20 protein-coding genes are annotated in these 21,888 nt (G+C 61.1%); 5 read left to right on the top strand and 15 right to left on the bottom strand.

Translation table 11 applies throughout. The features are described from left to right. Nucleotides 1–30: 30 nt before the first annotated feature. The 3 genes from dusA to MU846_RS00205 all read left to right on the top strand — a co-directional run bounded on the left by dusA (nucleotide 31) and on the right by MU846_RS00205 (nucleotide 2,512). Nucleotides 31–1,017, top strand: coding sequence for a tRNA dihydrouridine(20/20a) synthase DusA (gene dusA, locus MU846_RS00215; RefSeq protein WP_246947049.1), 987 nt, complete (start codon nucleotides 31–33; stop codon nucleotides 1,015–1,017). A gap of 69 nt (nucleotides 1,018–1,086) precedes the next feature. Next, complete coding sequence (locus tag MU846_RS00210) at nucleotides 1,087–2,028, top strand: transaldolase (protein WP_246947047.1); 942 nt, start codon at nucleotides 1,087–1,089, stop codon at nucleotides 2,026–2,028. Between the two features lie 43 nt (nucleotides 2,029–2,071). Beyond that, entirely contained in the window at nucleotides 2,072–2,512 is a 441-nt protein-coding gene (locus tag MU846_RS00205; RefSeq protein WP_246947045.1) for a tellurite resistance TerB family protein, read from the top strand. Nucleotides 2,513–2,523: 11 nt separating this feature from the next. Here MU846_RS00205 and MU846_RS00200 read toward each other — a convergent pair whose 3' ends face one another. Both MU846_RS00200 and MU846_RS00195 read right to left on the bottom strand, forming a co-directional pair. Then, nucleotides 2,524–3,357 carry an MlaA family lipoprotein gene (locus tag MU846_RS00200; RefSeq protein ID WP_246947043.1) on the bottom strand — a complete coding sequence of 278 codons (834 nt, stop codon included), beginning with the start codon at nucleotides 3,355–3,357 and terminating at the stop codon, nucleotides 2,524–2,526. Between the two features lie 157 nt (nucleotides 3,358–3,514). Next, nucleotides 3,515–3,805: a hypothetical protein gene (locus tag MU846_RS00195; RefSeq protein ID WP_246947041.1), complete on the bottom strand. Its 291-nt coding sequence runs from the start codon at nucleotides 3,803–3,805 to the stop codon at nucleotides 3,515–3,517. A gap of 330 nt (nucleotides 3,806–4,135) precedes the next feature. On the opposite strand from MU846_RS00195, the gene MU846_RS00190 reads away from it, so the two are divergent. After that, nucleotides 4,136–4,708 (top strand): hypothetical protein, encoded by a 573-nt coding sequence (locus tag MU846_RS00190; RefSeq protein ID WP_246947039.1) that lies wholly within the window; start codon nucleotides 4,136–4,138, stop codon nucleotides 4,706–4,708. A gap of 702 nt (nucleotides 4,709–5,410) precedes the next feature. On the opposite strand, the gene MU846_RS00185 is transcribed toward MU846_RS00190, so the two are convergent. The 3 genes from MU846_RS00185 to MU846_RS14710 form a co-directional block, all read right to left on the bottom strand. Continuing rightward, nucleotides 5,411–6,541: a beta-ketoacyl-ACP synthase III gene (locus MU846_RS00185; protein WP_246947037.1), complete on the bottom strand. Its 1,131-nt coding sequence runs from the start codon at nucleotides 6,539–6,541 to the stop codon at nucleotides 5,411–5,413. A 125-nt stretch (nucleotides 6,542–6,666) separates the two neighbouring features. Next, nucleotides 6,667–10,542, bottom strand: coding sequence for an ATP-dependent RNA helicase HrpA (gene hrpA / locus MU846_RS00180; protein ID WP_246947035.1), 3,876 nt, complete (start codon nucleotides 10,540–10,542; stop codon nucleotides 6,667–6,669). Nucleotides 10,543–10,552: 10 nt separating this feature from the next. Continuing rightward, nucleotides 10,553–12,346, bottom strand: a complete 1,794-nt coding sequence (locus MU846_RS14710; protein ID WP_246947033.1) for a M61 family metallopeptidase — start codon at nucleotides 12,344–12,346, stop codon at nucleotides 10,553–10,555. Nucleotides 12,347–12,534: 188 nt separating this feature from the next. Here MU846_RS14710 and MU846_RS00170 point away from each other — a divergent pair, with 188 nt between their 5' ends. Beyond that, a complete protein-coding gene (locus MU846_RS00170; RefSeq protein ID WP_246947031.1) occupies nucleotides 12,535–13,485 on the top strand; it encodes an alpha/beta fold hydrolase in 951 nt (316 codons plus the stop codon). Between the two features lie 11 nt (nucleotides 13,486–13,496). Here MU846_RS00170 and MU846_RS00165 read toward each other — a convergent pair whose 3' ends face one another. The 10 genes from MU846_RS00165 to MU846_RS00120 form a co-directional block, all read right to left on the bottom strand. Next, a complete protein-coding gene (locus MU846_RS00165) occupies nucleotides 13,497–13,787 on the bottom strand; it encodes a sll1863 family stress response protein (RefSeq protein ID WP_246947029.1) in 291 nt (96 codons plus the stop codon). A gap of 327 nt (nucleotides 13,788–14,114) precedes the next feature. Continuing rightward, nucleotides 14,115–14,465: a hypothetical protein gene (locus tag MU846_RS00160; RefSeq protein WP_246947027.1), complete on the bottom strand. Its 351-nt coding sequence runs from the start codon at nucleotides 14,463–14,465 to the stop codon at nucleotides 14,115–14,117. Then, nucleotides 14,462–15,025, bottom strand: a complete 564-nt coding sequence (locus MU846_RS00155; RefSeq protein WP_246947020.1) for a hypothetical protein — start codon at nucleotides 15,023–15,025, stop codon at nucleotides 14,462–14,464. The genes MU846_RS00160 and MU846_RS00155 overlap by 4 nt, the downstream gene beginning before the upstream one ends. Then, complete coding sequence (locus MU846_RS00150; RefSeq protein ID WP_246947018.1) at nucleotides 15,025–15,309, bottom strand: hypothetical protein; 285 nt, start codon at nucleotides 15,307–15,309, stop codon at nucleotides 15,025–15,027. The genes MU846_RS00155 and MU846_RS00150 overlap by 1 nt, the downstream gene beginning before the upstream one ends. A 116-nt stretch (nucleotides 15,310–15,425) precedes the next feature. Then, a complete protein-coding gene (locus MU846_RS00145; protein ID WP_246947012.1) occupies nucleotides 15,426–15,587 on the bottom strand; it encodes a DUF1328 domain-containing protein in 162 nt (53 codons plus the stop codon). A 211-nt stretch (nucleotides 15,588–15,798) separates the two neighbouring features. Beyond that, the gene (locus MU846_RS00140; RefSeq protein WP_246947010.1) at nucleotides 15,799–16,164 is read right to left on the bottom strand and encodes a hypothetical protein; all 366 of its coding nucleotides are present in this window, start codon (nucleotides 16,162–16,164) and stop codon (nucleotides 15,799–15,801) included. Nucleotides 16,165–16,627: 463 nt separating this feature from the next. After that, the gene (locus MU846_RS00135) at nucleotides 16,628–17,164 is read right to left on the bottom strand and encodes a DUF4351 domain-containing protein (protein ID WP_246947007.1); all 537 of its coding nucleotides are present in this window, start codon (nucleotides 17,162–17,164) and stop codon (nucleotides 16,628–16,630) included. A gap of 265 nt (nucleotides 17,165–17,429) precedes the next feature. Then, entirely contained in the window at nucleotides 17,430–18,410 is a 981-nt protein-coding gene (locus MU846_RS00130; RefSeq protein ID WP_246947005.1) for an Rpn family recombination-promoting nuclease/putative transposase, read from the bottom strand. A 591-nt stretch (nucleotides 18,411–19,001) separates the two neighbouring features. Continuing rightward, the gene (cysC, locus tag MU846_RS00125; protein WP_246947003.1) at nucleotides 19,002–19,634 is read right to left on the bottom strand and encodes an adenylyl-sulfate kinase; all 633 of its coding nucleotides are present in this window, start codon (nucleotides 19,632–19,634) and stop codon (nucleotides 19,002–19,004) included. A gap of 76 nt (nucleotides 19,635–19,710) precedes the next feature. Then, entirely contained in the window at nucleotides 19,711–21,480 is a 1,770-nt protein-coding gene (locus tag MU846_RS00120; RefSeq protein ID WP_246947001.1) for an SLC13 family permease, read from the bottom strand. Nucleotides 21,481–21,888: the final 408 nt, after the last annotated feature.

Here is a 21,888-nt window from a genome sequence, read left to right as displayed (position 1 = left end):
ATTCAACACAACACGACAGCAAGCCAGCTGATGCCCACGGCAACCTCGCTGCCGCTGGCGCGCCGCCTCAGCGTTGCGCCAATGATGGAATGGACGACCCGGGATTTTCGTTATCTCGTGCGTCTGCTCACGCGGCATACGTTGCTGTACACAGAAATGGTTACTGCCCACGCGGTGATTCACGGCGCGCGCGATTACCTGCTGGGTTTTGATGCAGCGGAGCATCCGGTGGCGCTGCAACTGGGCGGCAGCGATCCGGCGCAACTGGCCGAAGCAGCGCGCATTGGCGCCGATTACGGCTATGACGAAATCAATCTCAACGTGGGCTGCCCGTCTGACCGCGTACAATCCGGGCGCTTTGGCGCCTGCCTGATGGCCGAGCCTGCGCTGGTGGCCGAGTGCGTGGCCGCCATGCAGGCGGTCGTCGATGTTCCGGTGACGGTCAAGAGCCGGATCGGTATTGATGATCAGGACGATTACGCCTTCCTGCATCATTTTATCGACACCGTGCGCGCCGCCGGATGTCGCAGTTTCACCATCCACGCGCGCAAGGCAATTCTCAAAGGCTTGAGCCCGAAAGAGAACCGGGAGATCCCGCCGCTGATCTATCAGCGCGCCTACGCCGTGAAACAGGATTTCCCCGACTGCGAGGTGATCCTCAATGGTGGCGTGCGCACTCTGGCGGAAGCGCGTGAGCATTTGCAGCAGGTGGACGGGGTGATGATCGGCCGCGAGGCGTACCACAATCCGTGGGTGCTGGCCCAAGCCGACCCGGAGCTGTTCGGCCGCCCCGCTCCGTTTACCGATCCGCACGCATTGCTGGATGCCTTCATGCCTTATCTGGAACAACGTTACGCAGAAGGTGTCCATCCCAAGCACGTATTGCGGCATGTGCTGAATCTTTTTCAGGGCGTGCCAGGAGCGCGTGCCTTCCGGCGCCACCTGAGCACGCGGGCGCATCTGGCCGATGCCACCCCGCAAGTGCTGCGAGACGCCTTGCGGCTTGTGCCGCATTGACGCACGCTTGGATGGTTCAGGGAAAAAACAGCCAATCAGGCAACGATCACAGGGCGGGGCAGCAACACCATGAGCAGCAAGCGCGAACAACTTGAAACCTGGAGCACGCTGGTAGCCGACACCGGCGAGCTGGCCGCCATTCGGGCGCTGCGCCCGGTAGATGCCACTACCAACCCGTCGCTGTTACTGGCGCTGGCAAAACAGGGGAGCCCGCTGCTGGATGAAGCCCGCCGTCTGGCCCGCCAGCTCGAAGGTGACGATGACCCGGCACTGTGCTGCGATGCGTTCGCCACGCTCACCGGGCAAACCGTGCTGGAGCTGATCCCGGGGCTGGTCTCCACTGAAGTCGATGCGCGGCTCTCATTCGACATCACCGCTACCGTGGAGCGGGCACGCAGGCTGATGGCACTTTATCGCGAGCTGGGCGTGGATACCGAGCGAGTGCTGATCAAGATCGCCGCCACCTGGGAAGGCATCCGTGCTGCCGAGATTCTTGAGCAGGAAGGCATTCACTGCAACCTGACACTGGTGTTCAGCCTGGAGCAGGCGCTGGCTGCCTCCCAGCGTGGCGCCACCCTGATCTCTCCGTTCGTGGGCCGCATTCACGACTGGTACGCCTCCCGTGGCATGGTCATCGACAGCCCCGAGCAAGATCCGGGTGTGATCTCCGTACGCGCCATTTTCCGCACCTTGAAAGGGCTGGGTCTGGACACCATCGTGATGGGCGCAAGTTTTCGCAATACCGGGCAGATCGAAGCCCTTGCAGGCTGTGATCGCCTGACCATCAGCCCCGCGCTGCTGGAAAAACTGGCTGACGATGCCGGCACTCTGACGCGCCACCTTGATGCCACCGATATCGAGCTGGTGCCCGAGCAGCCGCAAATGAACGAAGCCAGCTTCCGCTGGTCGCTGAATGACAATCCCATGGCCTGCGACCTGCTGGCTGACGGCATCCGCCGTTTTGCTCGGGACCAGGAAGCGTTGGAAGCGCTTTTGCAGGCTGAAAACTGAACCAGATCATAGCGCCGGCCGCTCCCCGGCGCCGGGTAATATTATGCTGAAACCACTGCTTGATTCCCTGTTCGGGCGGGCTGCCGATGCTGGTGCCACGCGTGAAGATTTGCACCGTGCTGCCGCCGCGCTGCTGTATGAAGTGGCTCGCGCCGACGGCCACCTGGCCGATGACGAACTGGACACCTTGATGCGTGGCCTGCAACGACGCTGGGAAATGGACGACGCCACCGTGCGCGAGCTGATCGAAGCAGCGCGCAAGGAAGCTGAAGAAGCGACCGACTATTTCCAGTTCACCCTGCCCCTGCGCAACCACTGGTCAGCGGAGCAACGCGCCGCACTGATCGAAGACATGTGGGCCATCGCGCACGCCGATGGCAGCGCCCATCCTCGGGAAGAATTCGTGATCCGCAAAGTGGCCGATTTACTCTATGTGCCGCACAGCGCTTTCATTCGCGCAAGGCATCTCAGCACCAGCAAATAGCCGTTCCCGGATTACCAGGCGTCGTCCCAATCTTCATCCAGATCGTCACCGAATTCGAAATCCGCCTCGGCATCACTCTGGCCTGCCAGCCGGTCACGGCTGCTGAGATAAAAGTCGCGAATGAACACGTAGCGATCACCCGTGATCGCGGCCTCGTAATCGAGCACTGTGGCCCGCACATCAAGCACATACAGGCCGAGCACCGTCCAGGATGTCAGATCGTGATCCACATAGCGGCGGAAGGCGAGATAATCGTCGGGGAACATCCCCACCGTATCGCGGACGGTAGACGGCCCCATCAGCGGCAGCATCATGTAAGGCCCCTGCGGCGCGCCCCAGCGAGCCAGCGTGATACCGAAATCACTGTCCCGTTTATCCAGCTCGGCGGAGGTGGCCACATCGAACAGCCCCGCCACACCCAGCGTCGTATTGAGCCCGAAACGGCCCAGATTGTGCCCGGCGTCGCCCCAGCGCCACTGAAGGATATTGTTCACACCACTGCGGAGATCGCGCAGATTGTTGAAAAAATTACCGACCGAGCGACGGAAAAAGCCCGGCGTCACCTTACGGTAAGCCTGGGCGGCAGGTTTTGCCGTATAGGTATCGACAGTTTCGTTGAAACTGAACACCTTGCGGTTCCACCCCTCCCACGGATCGCGTGGATGCTCCAGCGCCTGGTAGGTCTGACCTCGTTCAGCGGCCTGCGCAGCCTGGCTGTAATCGGCAGAGGCCAGCGGCGCCAACAGCAGGCTGCCAAGCGCCAGGCTGATGCTCGCGGTGCGCCCGATACCCGTGCTGCTCCGGGTGCGCTGCTCTTCCTTGAACCCTTGCAAAAATGCCGACACGCCGCCTCCAGCTAGATGGGTGGTCGGCGCAGTATAGCACCGCCATGTCACATCGCTAGCAAAGCACGGCGAAAACAACGAAGGCCCGGCATCCCTGCCGGGCCTTCGTACCGCAGCCACCTACAGGCAGGCCGCTGCGGCAGGCATCAGGCTCGTGTTACCAGCCTGGCTGCCCGGTGCCGCCCTGGCCCCCACGGCCATCTGTGCCAGTGCCAGTACCAGTCCCTGTGCCCATACCATCGCCACGACGGTCATCTCGTTGATCATCACGGCGATCATCCCGACGATCGTCCCGGTCCTTATCGTGATCATTGGCGTGCAGCACCTGATCAGCGCCGGCTGCCGTGTTCATACCAGTCGCCGCATGAACCGGCGCGGCCAGCATCGACATCACCAGAGCAAAAGCAGAAAACAGCGCCAGCGGGCTGAAGCGTTTGATCGTATTCATATATATCTCCTTGGTTGCCATGAGCGAACAAAATCATCCCTTGCGTAATGTTTGTCAGAGAGGAAGCCGTGACGTTCCGATGTTGCTCCCGGCCTGTGGCGGTTTTTTTCGGGATAGTTGCTCAGTTCACACCAACCGCAGAAACGTTCCGGTCGCGCGCCCAATATCAAATCTGTAAATTTTCCTGCCAGGTTATTGAACCTCCACCTGCCTGAGCCTTCACAGTAGCGGCTGTGCCATGCATTATGACCAGCTACCGCAAACCGCCTCACGATTCACCAGAGCTGCCGGCGGTCAGCTTCAACACCACATAGCGACGACGCAATGCCGATGGGCCGCTCGACACGATTACTGACCGCCTTGATACTGGCAGCGCTGATGCTGGCTAATACTGTGCTGGCCGCCATGGAGCCAGCCTGGGCGATCAGCAGCGAGCATCTGCGATGGCACCAGCGCGCCGGAGAGAAATATACTGCGGCCAGGCACGTCGCCAGCATCAACGTTACAGGAAGCATCGTGCAAAGCGGCACGCACCTTCCCGAAGACGAGAGCGAAAGGCACCTCAACCAAAGTACCAATAAAAACAGAAACGCCGACGCAAGTACGGACGCGTATACCAACGCATATTCAAGTGACAGTGCGGACGCAGGTACAAACGACAGCGCTCATCGAAGAAGCACGCACGAAACCACCCACGACAACCACCAGGATTGCCACCGCCATCACACCTGCCACGGCCACAACCCGTTGGCCGCATCACTGCCAGACACACTGCACCGCCTCCCCGGCGCAAACACCTGGCCCTTCCCGCACTCTTTGCGGCAATACGCGCATCATAACTGCCCGCCCGTGCCCCCACCGGACCACCCCCGCTTCACCCCGGTTGTCCGTGAAAGCACCTAGGGGGTTGTCAAAAATACCGATCCCTTTAGCCGCTCTCCCTCGTGGGGCAAGCGAATCAGCTTTTCCCCCCTCTCCCGCAAGGGGAGAGGGGAGCAAAAAATCCGGTATTCTGGGCACCCATTGATACTTTCACGGACAACCGGAATGCCTCCACGGAAATCGACGATGGGCTTTTTTAGCCCCTCTCCCCTTGTGGGAGAGGGGTTGGGGAGAGGGGCGACGAATATGCAGCTGTTACGATACCAGCTACATGTTGCACTACTTCCAATTATCTCCAGAAGAAATTTTCTTGAAAATTCCACAGCCCCAAAACACCTGGCGCCAGTCCGTTTCGTTCCAGATCAAGTGCCGCATATATATTTCCTGCCATAATCTCCCCTCTCCCCCAACCCCTTATTCGCTTCGCTCCCCCTTCGGGCCAGCCTGCGGCTGTTCTGCGCTTCGCTTGTCCCGCAAGGGGAGAGGGGAGCAAAAAGCCGATATTTTGGGTACCCATTGATACTTTCGCGGACAGCGGAAACGGCTCTACGGGAATTGACGATGGTCTTTTTTGCCCCTCTCCCCTTGCGGGGGAGGGGTTGGGGGAGAGGGGGATAAAAATGATCGGTATTCTGGAAAATCTATTGGCGCTTTCGCGGACAACCGGAATGCCTCCACGGAAATCGACAATGAACCGCTTTTTTTAGCGTGATCAAATAACCTTTAGCGTTTTTTCACCACAATGGAGCCAATGGAGTAACCGGCACCAAAGGAGCAAATCACGCCCACATCGCCCGCTTGCAGATCTGCGTTGTATTTATGAAACGCGATAATCGAGCCGGCCGAGCTGGTGTTGGCGTATTCATCCAGAATCACCGGCGCCTCTTCCCGCGTGGCATCCCGCCCGAGCACCCGGCGTGCAATAAACTGATTCATGCCCAGATTGGCCTGGTGCAGCCACATGCGATCAAGCGAATCCGGCGCTATCGACAATTCGCCGAGGTGATCAGTGATCTGCTCGGCCACCATCGGGCAAACTTCCCGGAACACCTTGCGGCCTTCCTGCCGGAACAGTTTGTCGCGCGCCCCGACGCCGCTTTCATCCGCCCGATTGAGGAAACCGAAATTGTTGCGGATATTATTCGAGAAACGGGTTTGCAGCCGCGTGCCGATAATTTCCCACTGATTCTCCGAGGTGGCCGCATCAGCCGCTTCCAGCACCAGCGCGGTAGCCACATCGCCGAAGATGAAATGACAGTCGCGATCTTCCCACGCCAGGTGCGCGGAGCAGATTTCCGGGTTCACCACCACCACGCAGCGCGCATTGCCGGAGCGAATCGCATCCGAGGCCGCCTGCAATCCGAATGTCGCCGCCGAACAGGCCACGTTCATGTCGTAGCCCCAGCCGCGCTCCATACCCAGATAATGCTGGATCTCCACCGCCATCGCAGGGTACGGGCGCTGCATGTTGGAACATGCCACCAGAATTGCATCCACATCTGCCGGCGTGCGGCCGGCCTGCTTCAGCGCATCCTGGATCGCCTTCACCGCCATCTCGGCCTGCACGGAAATAGTGTCGTCACTGCGCTCCGCGATACGCGGCGCCATGCGCGCCGGGTCCAGCACGCCTTCCTTGTCCAGCACATAGCGCTGCTTGATGCCAGATGCCTTTTCGATGAATTCCGCGCTGGAGTGTTGCAGGGCCTGTCTCTCGCCAGCGTCGATCTCCGCCGCGTAGCGCTCGTTATGCTGATCGACATACTGGTTGAAGGACGCCACCAGCTCCTCATTGGTGATGACCAGCTCCGGTGTCCACAGACCGGTGCCGCTGATGACTACTGCCTGCTGGGTCACAAATCGCTCCTCGCGTGAAGGCCAGCGGCACGCAAAAAGCCACTGGCGGGAATCTTAACCGGTGATTATCACCGCTTGCGGCCCGGCAGGCAAAGTGCCACAAGACGGAAAAGCGTATTATTCGGTCAACACAGCTCCCACTGCTGGCGCAGACGTTTCGCCGACACCGGCATCCGCGTCCCCAGCTGCTGGGCAAACAGGCTTACCCGGTACTCTTCCAACATCCAACGGTACAACTGTAACGGCTCCGGCTGCTGCCACAACGGCTGCTCGCCGGCACGCGTCTGATACTGCTCCCACAGCGCCTCAAGCTCAGCCACCAGCGCCCGATCACGGCCAATCTGGCCACCCAGCTTCTCCAGCCGATGGGCCAATGCCTTGAAATAGCGCGGGTATTCCGCCAGCCACCGGGCCGGCACCTGAAGCGGAAAACCGGGAAACATCAGTTCACCCAATTGCCGCTTGATGTCCCGGTGGGCGTGCGCCCAGGCCAGCGGAAACTGCCGATCCAGCCGCGCTGCGATATCCCGGTAGCTCGCCAGCACACCGCTCCAGCCGCTCAGTGCCGCTTCGGCGGCCTTCACAAAACTGCCGCGACCCCGATCCAGGCAGGCACGAAACGCCGCTTCATCACGGACAGGCTGTAAATCGCCGAAGTGCTGCGCGGTCACCTGAAGCAATACATCCTCAAGCACACTCCGCCCCAGCGCAGATTTTTCCGCCGCCATTTTCTGAAAACCCGGCTGCTGGCCGGCAAAGCGCCGCAGCAGCCGCTGCTGCTCCGCCAGCCGCAACAACAGCAGCCGCGCCACACCCCACTGGTGCTGCCAGCCAGCTTCCTCGGCGTCTGCGCACAGGGTTTCCGCCACGTCCTTGCCGCGATCTTGCAGCGCCGGCCAGGCCCGCACCACGATCCCGTCCCGTGGCATTTCCCTGACCAACGGCAGCTCGCCAAAAACCCAGTCCGTACCCGCTCGCTCAGGCTCATCGGCCGCAGGCGTGATTGCCGCCAGCGCCTGATCGGCAAAGCGCACCTTCAGCGCCGCCAGATCACGGCCCTCGGCCAGCAACGCATCGCCATCGGTGATGCGCAAATTGAATTGCAGATGCAGCGGCAACTGCACCGCCTGCCACTCCTCAAGCTCCACTCGCACGCCGGTGATGCGCGCCAGCTCGCGAGTGACAGCAGGCATCAGCGGTGTATCGCCCGGCACCAGCACATCCAGCAAAGCGCTGACGTAATCCGGCACCGGCACAAAATGGCGCCGGCGCGCCTTCGGCAAACCGCGCAGCAACGCCTCCAGTTTTTCCCGCAGCAGGCCTGGCACCAACCAATCGAGCCGCTCGGGCGATACCTGATTCAAGGCTGCCACCGGCAACGTGAGCGTCACGCCATCGTGGCTGCCGCTGGGATCAAAACTGTAGGAAAGCGGCAGCCGCAATTCGCCAATCTGCAAATGATCCGGGAACGCTTCCTGGCCCAGCTCAGGCTCACGCACCAGCAGGTCTTCCTGCGTCATGAACAGCGCCCTGCGCTCGGGCTCCGCTGCGCGGCGATACCAGCTTTCCAGATGTTTGAGGCTGTAAACCTCTGCTGGCAAGCGTGCATCGTAAAACGCAAAACAGTCTTCTTCATCCGCCAGCAGATCACGGCGGCGCAGCTTGTGCTCATACTCTTCCAGCTGCGCGCGCAACGCCCGATTGGCGCGCACGAAATCCGGCTCCCGAGGCAACTCGCCGGCCACCAGCCCCTCACGAATCATCAGCTCTCGCGCCAGCGCCGGCTGATGGGCACCAAAGCTGACCCGGCGCCCTGCTACCAGGAGCAGCCCGAACAGACTGACCTGCTCTCGCGCCCAGACAGCGCCATGTTTTTTCGACCAGTACGGCTCCACATACTGGCGTTTCACCAGATGCGCGGCTTCCTGCTCGATCCACTCGGGCTGAATCTGCGCCACGCAACGGGCAAACAGCCGGCTGGTGTCGATCAGCTCTGCCGCCATCAGCCAGCTCGCCCGCGTTTTGGCCAGCGCCGAACCCGGCCACACCACTGGCTTGCGATTGCGAGTGGACAACCATTCGCCTTCGTCTGTGCGCCGCACAACGTGGCCCAACAAACCCGACAATAGCGCCCGATGCAGCGCGTCATAACTGGCGGGGACATCCGACAACGGCAGCTTCATCTGTTTGCACAACAGCAGCAGCTGATGGTGCGTATCGCGCCACTCACGCATTCGCGTGGGCGACAAAAAAGTTTTCTTCAGCAGGCGCTCATACTGGTTGCGCGTCAGCGCCACACGCTGCGCCTCCGCCCACTCCCACAGCTTGAGGAAAAGCAGAAAATCCGATTGCTTGTCCACAAACGGCTGGTGCGCCTGATCCGCCTGCTGCTGTTGCTCGTGCGGCCGCTCTCGCGGATCTTGCACCGCCAGCGCCGCGACAATAATCAGCGCCTCACGCAACGCGCCGGTTTCGCTTGCGCGCAACACCATTCGTGCCAGGCGCGGGTCTACTGGCAGCCGCGCCAGCTCGCGGCCTACTGGCGTCAGGGTGCGGCCTTCAATGGCACCCAGCTCTTCCAGCAAGCGATAGCCATCGCGCACCAGGCGCCCATCCGGCGGATCAATAAAAGGAAAATCTTCCAGCTCGCCCAGGCCCAGATCGGCCATCTGCAAAATCACGGCGGCCAGATTCGTGCGCCGGATTTCCGGGTCGGTAAATGCCGGGCGGGAGAGAAAATCAGCTTCACTGTAAAGGCGATAACAGATACCCGGCATCACCCGCCCGCTGCGCCCCTTGCGCTGCTCGGCACTGGCCTGGGAGATCGCCTCCACCGGCAAGCGCTGCACCTTGCTGTGCACGCTGTAGCGGCTGATGCGCGCCGTGCCCGCATCAATAACGTAACGAATGCCCGGCACAGTCAGCGAAGTTTCCGCCACGTTGGTGGTGAGCACCACCCGGCGCCCACGGTGAGGTGAAAAAACCCGATGCTGTTCTTGCTGGCTCAAGCGCGCGTACAGCGGCAGAAATTCCGTATCGCGAAATTCACAGCGGCGCAGATGGTGATGCAACTCGCGGATTTCCCGTTCGCCACTGAGAAACACCAGCACGTCTCGCGCCGGGGGGAGCTGGCCGCGCTCCTCTTGTTCGATCTCGCGCAGCACCAGTTCCACTTCACGGCGCAGATCACGCTCGCCTTCGTCGGCGCTGTCGCGATAACGCACCTCCACCGGGTAAGTGCGGCCGGACACTTCCAGCACCGGGGCCCCGGAAAAATGCGCCGCGAACCGCTCATGATCAATGGTGGCCGAGGTAATGATGATTTTCAGATCGGGCCGCCGTGGTAGCAGTTGTTTCAGGTAGCCCAGCAAAAAATCGATATTGAGGCTGCGCTCATGCGCCTCATCAATGATCAGCGTGTCGTATTGTCGCAACAACCGATCTTGCTGAATCTCCGCCAGCAAGGTGCCATCGGTCATCAATTTGACCAGCGATTCCGGCCCCACCTGATCCTGAAACCGCACCTTGAAACCGACCATGGCGCCGACACTGGAGCCGATCTCTTCCGCAATCCGCGCCGCCACCGCCCGCGCCGCCAGGCGCCGAGGCTGCGTGTGCCCGATCATGCCGGCACGGCCACGGCCCAACGCCAGGCACAACTTCGGCAACTGCGTGGTCTTGCCGGAGCCGGTTTCGCCAGCCACCACCACCACCTGATGGGACTCGATCGCCTCTTGCAACGCATCCAGCGAATGTACCACTGGCAAATCCGGCCAGTCGATGCGCGGCGTCAGCGCAGCGCGCCGTTCGCGCAGCGCCACAGAAGCCGCCAGCGCCGCCTCTACCTGCTGCGCCGCACGGGCATCAAAACGCTTGCGCAGGCCAGCCAGACGCCGGGCAAGACGCGGCTGATCCGCCAGCATCGCCTGATCCAGCCGGGCACTGAGCGAGCGCAGCAGGGCCGCCGGAGAAACGGGAGAAACGGGAGCAGATTCCATCATGCAGGCGCGATCAACGGCGCTGGCCGAGCCAATCCAGGCCGGCCGGGGTCAAGCCCTCCGGCACAATGCTCAGGCACGCCAGGCTCGCCTCGCCCACCTCCAGCGCGACGGTAAATTGCATCAGCTCATCACGGCGAAACGCATGCACGGTAATCCGTTCGCCCGGCTGATACGCCGCCAATTGTTCATCGAATTTCCGCGCATCGGTTTTCAGGCCGTCCAGCGCCACAATCACGTCACCCGCAGACAGCCCTGCCGCCATCGCCGGGCCTTGGTCATAGGCCACCGCCACCCGCGCACCGAGCACATCATCCGCCACCCGCACACCCAGATTCACCGGCGCGTGGGCAGCCGGTTTGCCGCCGTTGTCGCCATGGTTGGCCGGCGCCCGCCACTGCAACGCCACACCACGGGATTGCAGCAGCTGCGCCAGGGGCAGCGGCTCGGTGCTGTATAACGCCAGATCGAAAAATGCCGCCATGGATTGCCCGGCCAGCTCTTCCGCCAGTGCCTGCACGCCGTGTTCCGGCACGCCCAGCCCGGTTTTGCCGTAGCGCTGCCACAGCAACCGCATCAGATCATCCAGTGATTTCTGCTCGCCAGTGAGATCGCGCAATGTCAGATCAAGCGCCAACGCCACCAGCGCGCCTTTGGCGTAGTAACTGACAATTGCATTGGGCGCGTTTTCATCCTGTTTGTAGAACCGGGTCCAGGCATCAAGGCTGGATTCCGTCACCGTCTGGCGGCGGCTGCCACTGCCACGCTGCACCCGCGAAATAGTCTGCCCCAGTACCTCCAGATACGCCTGCGGTGTGATCAGCCCGGCACGCACCAGCGCGAGATCATCGTAGTAGCTGGTGATGCCTTCAAACGCCCACAACAGCTCGGTATACACCTCCTGATTCAGATCAAAAGGCGTGAACGCTTCCGGCTTGATGCGCTTGACGTTCCAGGTGTGGAAATATTCGTGACTGCACAGCCCCAGATAATTGCGATAGGCATCGCGCACCACATCCGGTGCATCCGTGCGGCGCGGCAAATCCGCCCGCGCGCACATCAGGCTGGTGGAATTCCGGTGTTCAAGCCCGCCATAACCATCGCCGGTCACCAGCGTCATGAACAGATAATCTTCCATCGGCGCCGGCTCACCGAACAGCTTGATATGCTGCTCGCAGATCAACGCCAGGTCGCGGCACAAGCGCGCCATATCCGCCTGATGGCGGCCACTGAGCACCACCCGATGAGGCACACCGCAGGCATCGAAACTGGCATGGGTAAAGGCGCCCATCTCCACCGGGTAATCAATCAGCGCATCATAGTTTTCCGCCCGGAACACCCCGAAACCCAACTCATTGCCACTGATGCGCGGCATACCCGTGGCGAGCTGCCAGCCTGCATAAGCCGCACCCTCCGGCGGCAGAATGTCCACCTCGCAGGGCTGGTCTTCATGGCCCTTGGCCGCGAGAAACACACAGCTGCCATTGAAATAACCATGCGTGGTATCCAGATGCGCACCGCGTACCGACAAGTCCCACGCATACACTTCGATGCGCACCCGCACTTCACCATCGACCGGCTCCAGCTGCCAGGTGTGCTTGTCCAGCTTCTGCCAACCCACCGGCTCGCCATTGGCGGTCGCCTCAAAGGCCACCACATGGCGGGCAAAATCCCGAATCATATAACTGCCCGGAATCCAGGCCGGCATCGCAAACGCCTGGCCCTCCGGGGTCGGCTCCGGCACCCGTACTTCCACGGCAAACAAATGAGCTTCAGGGCGCAACGGCTGGATGCGGTAGTGAATCACGATGGCTCCTCAATAACTGGGCATATAACCCGGCGCTCGATAACGCCAGGAAAGACAGTATACCGAAATCCCCGCGCCACCTTGACCGTATCTCACGAATGCTGCAACGTGCGTGCAAGCCGGGCCGCAACAGATGCCACAAAAGACCCGGCATTGCCCGCGCTCCGGCGCGCCACGGGAACGACAACATGACGCAACCGGCCCTGACCCACCTTGATACGCCCGACGGCCACCGCATCGGCGTGCGCCTGTGGCAAGCCAGCGTCCCCGCGCAGGGCGTATTGCACTGGATGCATGGCATGGCGGAACACGGCGGCCGCTATGGCCCGCTGGCCGAGGCAGTGAATGCCGCCGGCTGGCATCTGTGCGTGCACGATCACCGCGGCCACGGTGAATCCGTCTCGGACGTCAGCCCGCGAGGGCATTTTGGTGATCAGGACGGCTGGCAACAGCTGCTCGGCGACATTACGCAAGTGCAACAGTATCTGCGCGACAGTTTTCCGGCGCTGCCACAGGTGCTTGCCGGGCACAGCATGGGCAGCTTCGCTGCGCTGGCCTGGGCCGAACGCCACGCCAACATGCTGGCACTGGATGGATTGATCCTGTGCGGGAGTGATCACAGCCCATCCTGGATATTCCGGCTGGGCCGTTTGCCCGTGTTACTGGAGAAAATGCTCCGTGGACCACGCGGCGCCAGCGCGCTGATGCGCAAGCTCACGTTCGGCAGCTGGGCCAGGCAAGTGCCGGACAGAAAAACCGACTTCGACTGGCTCAGTGCAGAACCAGCGCACGTCCAGCAATATCTGAGCGACCCCCAGTGCGGCCACGATTGCACCACTCAGCTGTGGCTCGATCTGCTCGGCGGCCTCGCCGCCTCACACAGCAAAGCTGCCATGAGACAACTGCCCCCGCAACTGCCCATTTTATTGATCGCCGGCGACAGCGATCCCATGAGCCGCTGCGGCAAAGGCGTGCCAGCCCTGGCCCGCGCACTGAAAGCAGCCGGCAACCAGTCCGTCACGCTGCGCGAATACCCCGGCGGCCGCCATGAAATTCTCAATGATTGCTGCCGGGCTCAAGTGCACCGGGATCTGATCCGCTGGCTACAGCCGCTGATGCAAGGCGCAATAAAAGGCTAACGAACGGCTGATCAGCCCAACAGCTTGTCCTTCATCTCCCGGACACTTTTTGCCACCGCCTCGCGGGCGTCCTCGACACCCTTCTTCATCTCGGCCCAGGCATCGTCGGCCTCCGCACGCAGCGCCGCCAAACGCTGCCGCAATTCTGCCCGCCGCTCTTCAAACTCAAGCCGCCGGCTCGCCCACTGCTGCTGCAACACCTCGTTGGCCTCGCGCGCCTTCATCTCCAGACGATCAATCTCATCGTCCCATTCAGCAAGCTTGCGCTGCACCCGATCAATATACTCCTGCCTGCCACTCATAGCGCACTCCCACTCCACCTCGGCTGCTGCCCAGCCCCGCCACACCTGTGGCGAAGCCACTGCAACCGCTCTGGTTCAACGTTAAACCCTGCGCACCGGATTGAGAATGCGGCCCGTGCAGGAAAATACGCTCTGCGTGCTACCACGGCATATTTGCCTCTTGTTCGCACCACGCACAGGCACTATCGCCGCTGGAGAGCCCGCCCACACGCAACTTCTGGCAAGGCGCCCATCGCTGTGAGTGCCTGGCCTCAAGCCAGACGCAGGAGACTGACATTGCAGCCTGCCGTGGCCGCTGCGATGGAGGGAGATATCAATGGAAGTGAATCAATCCGACCGAGGCGTATCACCCCGCACTGCCGCGAGGTGCTCCACAGTAAGATGCACGCGATCCGCAGCATAGGCGGCCAATAATGTAAACGTCGCCGCCATGCGCTCAAAGCGCACCAGCGCAGCAGTGAGCCGTACCGCCGACGCACTCAACGACATCGCACCGCGCAACTGCCCGAACACCACCCCGGCACCAAACGCCACCGGCACCGCCAAAGGCGAGCGCAGCCGCGCCTGCCAGCGCTCCGCCATATCAGCTGCGTGTTGCCCCAGCTCGGCCCGCCGCAACGCCACCGACAACTCGACCTGGTCCGCCGCCCGGCGCAAGCGCCGTTGCCGCATGATCATTCTCGCCTCCCTGCCGGTACGCTGGCATCAGTGTTATCGGTACTGTCTGAGGCTGAGGAGCCTGAAGAGCGAAACAGTGCGGCCCAGCTCTTGCGGGTGCGGGTGAAACCCATTTCGCGCGCCACGCGCCTGATCCAGGCGTACGCCGCCACCGCACTGACGCACAACGCCAGTGCGCCGATAAAAGCAGCCAGCGGAGGGCTGATGCCACCCTCACGCACCAACATCAGCACCGCCGCAGCACCCAGAAAAATGAACGCTCCGGCAATCAGCAACCCGACCATCGCCGCCAGCGCCACCACCAGCAATAAAGACGCAAGAAACAAGCGAGCTTCCGTGCCCATCAGCTTCACGCTGCCCTGAAGCCAGCTCAGCGCATCACCACCCAACTGGCCCAGCGCCGCAATTTCTTCCTGAACCCGCGTTTCAGCCGCCTGTCGCGTTGCATCAGAAACCGGCTCTTCGGCCGCCGTGTCATGGGGCCCACCCCCAGCCTCCGCAGCAGCCGAAACGCGATCCGTCGCAGCCCGGTCCGAGGTACGTCTTTCTTCCGCAGGCATCAGTGACGGCGCAAGATTGAAGAGACGACGGTGCCCGCTGCAAAGGCGATCCCGAGCGCCATGAGCGGATTTTCCTTCACGTAATCGCAGACGCGTTCTGTCATGTCGTGCGTTCGCGCTCGGGCATATTCAGCGCCTTCCCTGGCGCGCTCTGCTGCCTTGGCTGCGCTTTCGCGCACCCGCTCTTCCGCGGGTGCAGCACGCTCCGCAACCGTATCAACCACCTCGTGAGCTGTTTTTGCTACCTTGTCCGTGGTGTCGTGAGAAGAACCCTTGTTCGACATAATCCATAACCTCCTGTAAACCCGAGAAAAACCACATGCCGGCTACAACACCGGCCATGCGATCAGCCGACCACTGCGTCAGGCCGGCGGCGGGCATCGGCCCGCTTTCGTCCATGTCACGGTCGCTTGCGGCCTGTTATCAAAGACACAATCAACAGCACGATAAAAATCACGAACAGCACCTGAGCAATCCAGGATGCCGTGCCCGCAACACCGGAAAAACCGGCCACGCCGGCGATAATGGCAACAATCAGAAATATCAGAGCCCAACCCAGCATATGTCATCTCCTTGCAACAAGATTGCGGACCGCTGCGGGCGCATCCTGCGCCCTGCTCCCTCAAGCAGCATCCTTGCCACCCACATCCGAACCTTGTGCGCCACAAGAAAAGCTGTCAACGCACCCCACTGGCGTAACCAAAGCTATGTAAAATGCCAGCCGTGGCGCTAACGTCTCGCTCGCCGGGCACGCACCGCAAAAAAAAGCCCCTTCAGCGCAAACGCACTCGCCAAACAGCACTGAAATTGTTTAATAAAACGCTGTAAAAACTTAAGTAACGAGAGGGTGCCAGCAAAAAGAGAGCGGCAACGAAGAGAAAGGCTCCGCCCCAACACGACGCACTCAGATCCGCCGCGTCAGGCAAACCAGCCACCAAAGGAAGGAAGAGATCAGGAACCGCGCCCAGCCGGGCAAAACCCGTGGGCGCCGTTTGGGGATCAAGCAAGCAGGTTGAACTCAAACCGGGCCAGCGGCTACCTGCCAGCAAGGCAAGCAGCCACCGATTCAACTGCTCACACCCCGCCTGCGCATCGGCCCCGCAGCGGCTGATATCATCAGCCAGCCACACCTGCTTCACAGCCGGCCGGGCAGAACATGACTGATGGGCAAACGGCCTGGTGCTTGATCAACTGACCGGGCCCGGCTTCCGCGCTCTCAAGGCTCTGGATAGCGCTGACGTTGACTGATTTCAGCTCGGGCAGCCAATAATGTAGCCTGAGTACAGCCAGACGAGTAAATCGGGGCTTTCCAGATAATGCTCGGCCTGTAACTTCGCCGGTGCGCAGCGGACAGAGTGAAAGTGAAAGTCGCGGTGAAACTCAATACTCATCACCACCGGCGTCACCACGCCCCCGGCCTGCCTGGGAAATACCGCTACCGCCCTACACCCCACCGGTTTCGAGCATCTTCGCCAGCGACAGGCAGGAGCGTCAGCCTGTGCATCAAAAAGCGGCCGCTCTCGGGCGGCCGCTCAATCACCAACAGCAATAACGCCTTCTCGCCAACCTGCGATGGCCTTGAAAAAGGCCCGGCACGCCATTTCAGCGGAATACGCCTTCCAGCGAAGCAGCATCCAGCACCCGGTCAGCCCAAAGCTCCAGCTCATCCAGACCAGCTCGCTTCAAGCGAGCGATATCAGCATCCGGCAGAGGCCCGAATCGCCGTGTCAGCTGACGCAGCAGCAGGCTGAACTCGCCCTCTTGGCGGCCCTCTCGCCGGCCTTCTTGGCGGCCCTCTCGCCGGCCTTCTTGACGGCCCTCTCGCCGGCCTTCTTGACGGCCCTCCTGAAGGCCTTCCAGCCTACCCTCCTGAAGCACCTCCTGAACCACTTGTTCGCGGAGCTTCTCTTTCCAGATCTCTACCATGCTTTGTGTCATGTCATGCACCTCCTGCAGATCATGCATTTGGGAGATATTCGCCTCTGGCACCCAGTGGCGCAACCGACGGCGCAGCCACTCTGCAAACGCACGGCGCAAGCTGGCCTGTTCCGGTGTTTTCAGCCAGTCTACCAAAAGCCCCAGCACCTCCGTCAGCTCATCCAGCGAGCGCTGGTGCTCCAGCCGAAACAGTGCCGCCACCAGGTTATGCAGCGGCGACAGGGCATCCAGATCAAAGGCCCCTTCATCCAGCAGCAGAAACGACTGCTCCGGCTGAAACCCCTCAAGCCCCGGTGGTCAGCCTTTGCCGGGTAAAAAAAATGCCGAATAAAAAAACGGCACTTCTTGTCATATGAAAGTGTATCCAGCTAACGCAGCCAACTGATCCAGAAAAAACGGCCATCCCGAGCCTGAACCGAGGTGCCCGCACCCAGCGACAAGGGATCAAAAGGCACCACACGGCTATTCAGCGGAACACGTCTTCCAGCGAAGCAGCATCCAGCACCCGGTCAGCCCACAGCTCCAGTTCATCCGGCCCAGCACTTTTCATGCGAGCGACATCAGCATCCGGCAGAGGCCCGAATCGCCGTGTCAGCAGCCGCAGCAGAAGGCGGAGTTCGCCTTCTTGCCGACCTTCTTGCCGACCTTCCTCAAGTCCCTCCTCAAGGCCTTCCTGACGCCAGCTTTGCTTGTACTGCTCTTTCCAGATCTCTACCATGCTTTGTGTCATGTCATGCACCTCCTGCAGATCATGCATTTGGGAGATATTCGCCTCTGGCACCCAGTGGCGCAACCGACGGCGCAGCCACTCTGCAAACGCACGGCGCAAGCTGGCCTGTTCCGGTGTTTTCAGCCAGTCTACCAAAAGCCCCAGCACCTCCGTCAGCTCATCCAGCGAGCGCTGGTGCTCCAGCCGAAACAGTGCCGCCACCAGGTTATGCAGCGGCGACAGGGCATCCAGATCAAAGGCCCCTTCATCCAGCAGCAGAAACGACTGCTCCGGCTGAAACGCCTCAAGCCCCGGTGGGCCGCTTTCGAGCAAGTCGGACACCCGCGTCGGCGCCCGCCAGCGCGCCTTGCCGTTGTACAGCACGATCGGCATCACCCGCGGCAGCTTGCGCCTCTCACCCAACGCCTTCTGCCGGATCAGATCCTGATACAGCAAGCTGGTGTACGACAGAATGCGCACTGGCATAAAGCCATCCACCGTGGACTGAAACTCCAGCAGCAGATACACATACAGCCACTGGCCACCCCACTTCACCCGCCAGATTGCATCCGCATGGCGGCTGCGCAAATCGTCCGTGACGTAGCTGCCGTTCATCTTCTCCAGCGAGCTGAAATCCAGCTCCTGCACCCACTCGCCGGGCACAAAGCCCAGCAGCAGATCACGCACCATCTGCGGGTGCGAAAACAACAAACGATAGCCGTGGTCGTGATCGTCCATGATCGCTCCATCTCCATTTCAGGAGCGATCATCATGCAGGGGCAAAACGGGGCTGTCTGTCAGCGAGTACGGCTACAATCTGTAAGCGTTTGCCGTATGAAAAGGTAAGTGAAAACCAACGGCCCACCGGGTGGGCGGCAAACGAGGCGAGGTGCAAGCACGGCATCTGCGAGAGCTTGAGCCGTTTGAGTTGTCACCATGTGCCGAGTCGAGCGGCCTTGAGCATGCCGGCAAGGCAGCCTCGACTGGATTCCGGCGCAACCCACAACCTGCCTATTCTGGCATTTCAGTTTCTGCTCAGCGGCTTTCGTTTCCAGCCGATGGTGAACGCGGGCTGGTCGCAAGCTCTTTTACTATCTCGCGAAAAGCAAAACGTCGCGGGCAGGCGCACGCTTTCGAATACGATTGAATTCAGTGGCGCGGAAGGCAGCTCACGGGGTCAACCCGAGATTGCAGCCCCTGATGGTTAACCTGGAAGGCAGGCCGCGCCGCAGCCCCGAATGTGATCGGGGCCGTTGGGGGGCGGGTGTGGGGGGATAGGCTACGACTGCCTGCCGCCAAGCCCCACTGGCGCAACGCGCCGCTCGGCTATCACGCTGTCAGGCGGCGGCAGTCTGTGAGGTAGGCGAGGATTTGCTGGACGCAGGCGTCCACCGAGTTGGTATCGGTGCAGACCTGCACTTCGGGGCGCTCGGGGGCTTCGTAGGGGCTGTCGATGCCTGTGAAATCAGAAATGAGCCCGGCACGGGCTTTGCGGTAGAGGCCTTTCGGGTCGCGCTCTTCGCATTTGTCGAGGGAGGCATTGACGTAAACCTCGATAAACTCGCCACTTTCAAACAATGCCCGTGCGGATTCCCTATCCACGCGGAACGGCGAGATGAAAGCGCTGATGACGATCAGACCCGCATCCACCATCAAACGGGAGAGCTCCCCCACACGCCGGATATTCTCGGTCCTGTCATCGTCGGACATACCCAGATCCTTGTTCAGCCCGTGGCGCACGTTATCGCCATCCAGCAGGTAGGTATGTCGGCCAGCCTGGTGCAGAGCAACTTCCAGCGCGTTGGCGATGGTGGATTTCCCCGAACCTGAAAGCCCGGTCAGCCAGATGCAACAACCACGCTGGCCTTTCAGCCTTGCTCGGTCTGCACGGGTTACGCTTGCCCGGTGCCAGACGACCTCTGCCTCGCTCGCGTTTTCACGTCGCTCGTAAGGAGTGCTCATATTTACGGATCCATGTAGTCTACGTAGAGAGTGCCGGCATAGTGCCACACCCGGAGGTTTGACAAAACATCACACGTCAAAAGGGCCAGAACAGCGGGGTCAGGCTGATTGTCACGATGGCGGCTATGATATTCAGCGGAATACCCAGCCGCAGATAATCCCACAGCCGATAGCCGCCAGGCCCCATCACCATCATGTTGGTCTGATAGCCCAGCGGCGTCAGAAAACTGGCCGACGCGGCGATCATCACAGCGACCACAAAGGGTAGCGGGCTTGCCCCGGCCATTTCTGCCACGCTCACCGCGAGCGGAAACATCAGCACAGCAGCGGCATTATTGGTCACCAGCTCCGTCACCATCGCCGTCATCAGGTAGATCAGGATCAGCGCCGCCAAGGGGGAAACCGGGAGCTGCCCGAAGACCCCTTCAACCACCCACTGCGCCGCGCCGCTATTGGTCATGCCCTCGCCTAATGCAAATGAGGCACCAATGACCACCAGCACCGGCAAATTGACACTCACCATCATCCGGGCACGGTTCACCGTGACGCAGCCCGTCGCAAGTAGCGCGCCGCAGGCCACAAAAACAGATTCCAGCACCGACAGCCAACCCACCACATTCACCAGCACCATGCCGGCGAGAATGGCCACCGCCACCGGCGCCTTGCGGAAATCCGGCGGGGATGAATCCTGCAACGGGCTCACCAGCATGAAATCGCGGCGGTAGCGGTATTGCTCGACAAAAGTATGGCTCGTCTCCAGCAGCAGCGTATCGCCCATGCGCAGCACAATATCGCCCACCTTCCCCGATAAGCGTTCACCGTGCCGGTTAACGCTCAGGATCGCCGCCTGATAGTGGGTGCGAAAGGCCGCATCCCGCACAGTTTTGCCCAGGCTGGGAAACTCCTTGCCCAACACCACTTCCACCAAGCACCGTTGCGAGTGCCGCAGCTTCAACTTGTGCCCACCGCTGGGCGCCACCAGGCCGTTGATGCGTTGCAGCTCGCGAGCGCAATCCGGCGCACCAATGAACACCAGCCGATCTTCTTCGGCCAGCACCATATCCGGCGCCACCGCCGTAAAAAGCTGATCGCCGCGCCGCACTTCAGTCAAATAACCATGGCCAAGATTACGCAGGCCCGCATCGCGAATAGTCCGCCCGGCAAGCGGGCTTTTCACCGGCACCTTCATCTCAACCCGGTATTCCCGCGCCCGCTCCAATTGCTCCACCAGTCCTTCACGAGCGGGCAGCAGGCGCGGCCCAAGCAACACCAGGTAGGCGCCACCAACCAGCAACAGCGGCACACCCACCACAGAAATATCAAAGATGCCAAAGGCCGGCAGCCCGCTTTTCTGGGCGAGGCCATCCACAATCAGGTTGGTACTGGTGCCAATCAGTGTACAAGTGCCGCCAAGAATCGCCGCGTAACTCAACGGCAACAGCAACTGCGACACCGAGAGACGTAACCGCTGCGCCCACTCCTGCACCGCAGGAATCATCATCGCCACCACAGTGGTATTGTTCAAAAAAGCACTGAGCAGCGACGCCGGCATCACCACCCGCCCCAAAGCGCGACCAGAGGTGGAAGGCTGCCCCAGCAAGCGGCTTGCCATCCAGTAGATCGCGCCCGTATCACGCAGCGCCGCCGCCACTACATATAATGCCGCAACAGTCATCAACCCAGGGTTGGCAAAACCGGAAAGGGCCTCACTCGGCGACACCACACCCGTAAGCAACAACAGCGCCAGCGCAGACATCATCAGCGCATCAGCGGGCAAGCGGTTGGTAGCCAGTAACACCAGCACAGCAACAACAGTAAAAAGCGAAACGGCTATTTCAAATGTCATGAAGTTCAGCCAAGCATGAAAGTAAAAGCAGGAGCGCGATAGCGGGCAGTGGCTCTAGAGAACCAGGCCCCTCCGCAACAGATCAAAGGAAAGTGCAAAATCAAGATCACTCGGCGCCGTGCGCGCCAAAACATCCGGCCGGCCACGCCCAGCCTCCGCCACTAGCAAGCGCCCAGCTGAACAGAAGGGTGAGCGGCGCACAACGAATATAGCAAGTTTAGCCCCTCTCCCCTCGCGGGAGAGGGGTTGGGGAGAGGGGGGAGATCACGGCAACCAACGCCCCAATTGCCCCACATCAGAACAAAACTGACAGCGCCCGGTCACGCAACTTCGGTGGTCTCGCACTAAGCTTCTTCCAAACCATTTTGATCCTGAATATTGAGTTTGGTGAGCGTCCGGCCAGCCTGA

Origin of the sequence: Alcanivorax quisquiliarum, assembly GCF_023051175.1 — a bacterium.
Taxonomy (GTDB): Bacteria; Pseudomonadota; Gammaproteobacteria; order Pseudomonadales; family Alcanivoracaceae; genus Isoalcanivorax; species Isoalcanivorax quisquiliarum.
This window is presented reverse-complemented; position numbering and strand designations above follow the sequence as displayed.

What these genes read in the sequence shown, in the direction of transcription:
- dusA (WP_246947049.1), top strand. Translation starts at nt 31, where the DNA reads ATGCCCACGGCAACCTCGCTGCCGCTGGCGCGCCGCCTCAGCGTTGCG.
- MU846_RS00210 (WP_246947047.1), top strand. Translation starts at nt 1,087, where the DNA reads ATGAGCAGCAAGCGCGAACAACTTGAAACCTGGAGCACGCTGGTAGCC.
- MU846_RS00205 (WP_246947045.1), top strand. Translation starts at nt 2,072, where the DNA reads ATGCTGAAACCACTGCTTGATTCCCTGTTCGGGCGGGCTGCCGATGCT.
- MU846_RS00195 (WP_246947041.1), bottom strand. Translation starts at nt 3,805, where the DNA reads ATGAATACGATCAAACGCTTCAGCCCGCTGGCGCTGTTTTCTGCTTTT.
- MU846_RS00190 (WP_246947039.1), top strand. Translation starts at nt 4,136, where the DNA reads ATGGGCCGCTCGACACGATTACTGACCGCCTTGATACTGGCAGCGCTG.
- hrpA (WP_246947035.1), bottom strand. Translation starts at nt 10,542, where the DNA reads ATGATGGAATCTGCTCCCGTTTCTCCCGTTTCTCCGGCGGCCCTGCTG.
- MU846_RS00170 (WP_246947031.1), top strand. Translation starts at nt 12,535, where the DNA reads ATGACGCAACCGGCCCTGACCCACCTTGATACGCCCGACGGCCACCGC.
- MU846_RS00165 (WP_246947029.1), bottom strand. Translation starts at nt 13,787, where the DNA reads ATGAGTGGCAGGCAGGAGTATATTGATCGGGTGCAGCGCAAGCTTGCT.
- MU846_RS00160 (WP_246947027.1), bottom strand. Translation starts at nt 14,465, where the DNA reads ATGATCATGCGGCAACGGCGCTTGCGCCGGGCGGCGGACCAGGTCGAG.
- MU846_RS00155 (WP_246947020.1), bottom strand. Translation starts at nt 15,025, where the DNA reads ATGCCTGCGGAAGAAAGACGTACCTCGGACCGGGCTGCGACGGATCGC.
- MU846_RS00150 (WP_246947018.1), bottom strand. Translation starts at nt 15,309, where the DNA reads ATGTCGAACAAGGGTTCTTCTCACGACACCACGGACAAGGTAGCAAAA.
- MU846_RS00145 (WP_246947012.1), bottom strand. Translation starts at nt 15,587, where the DNA reads ATGCTGGGTTGGGCTCTGATATTTCTGATTGTTGCCATTATCGCCGGC.
- MU846_RS00130 (WP_246947005.1), bottom strand. Translation starts at nt 18,410, where the DNA reads ATGGACGATCACGACCACGGCTATCGTTTGTTGTTTTCGCACCCGCAG.
- cysC (WP_246947003.1), bottom strand. Translation starts at nt 19,634, where the DNA reads ATGAGCACTCCTTACGAGCGACGTGAAAACGCGAGCGAGGCAGAGGTC.
- MU846_RS00120 (WP_246947001.1), bottom strand. Translation starts at nt 21,480, where the DNA reads ATGACATTTGAAATAGCCGTTTCGCTTTTTACTGTTGTTGCTGTGCTG.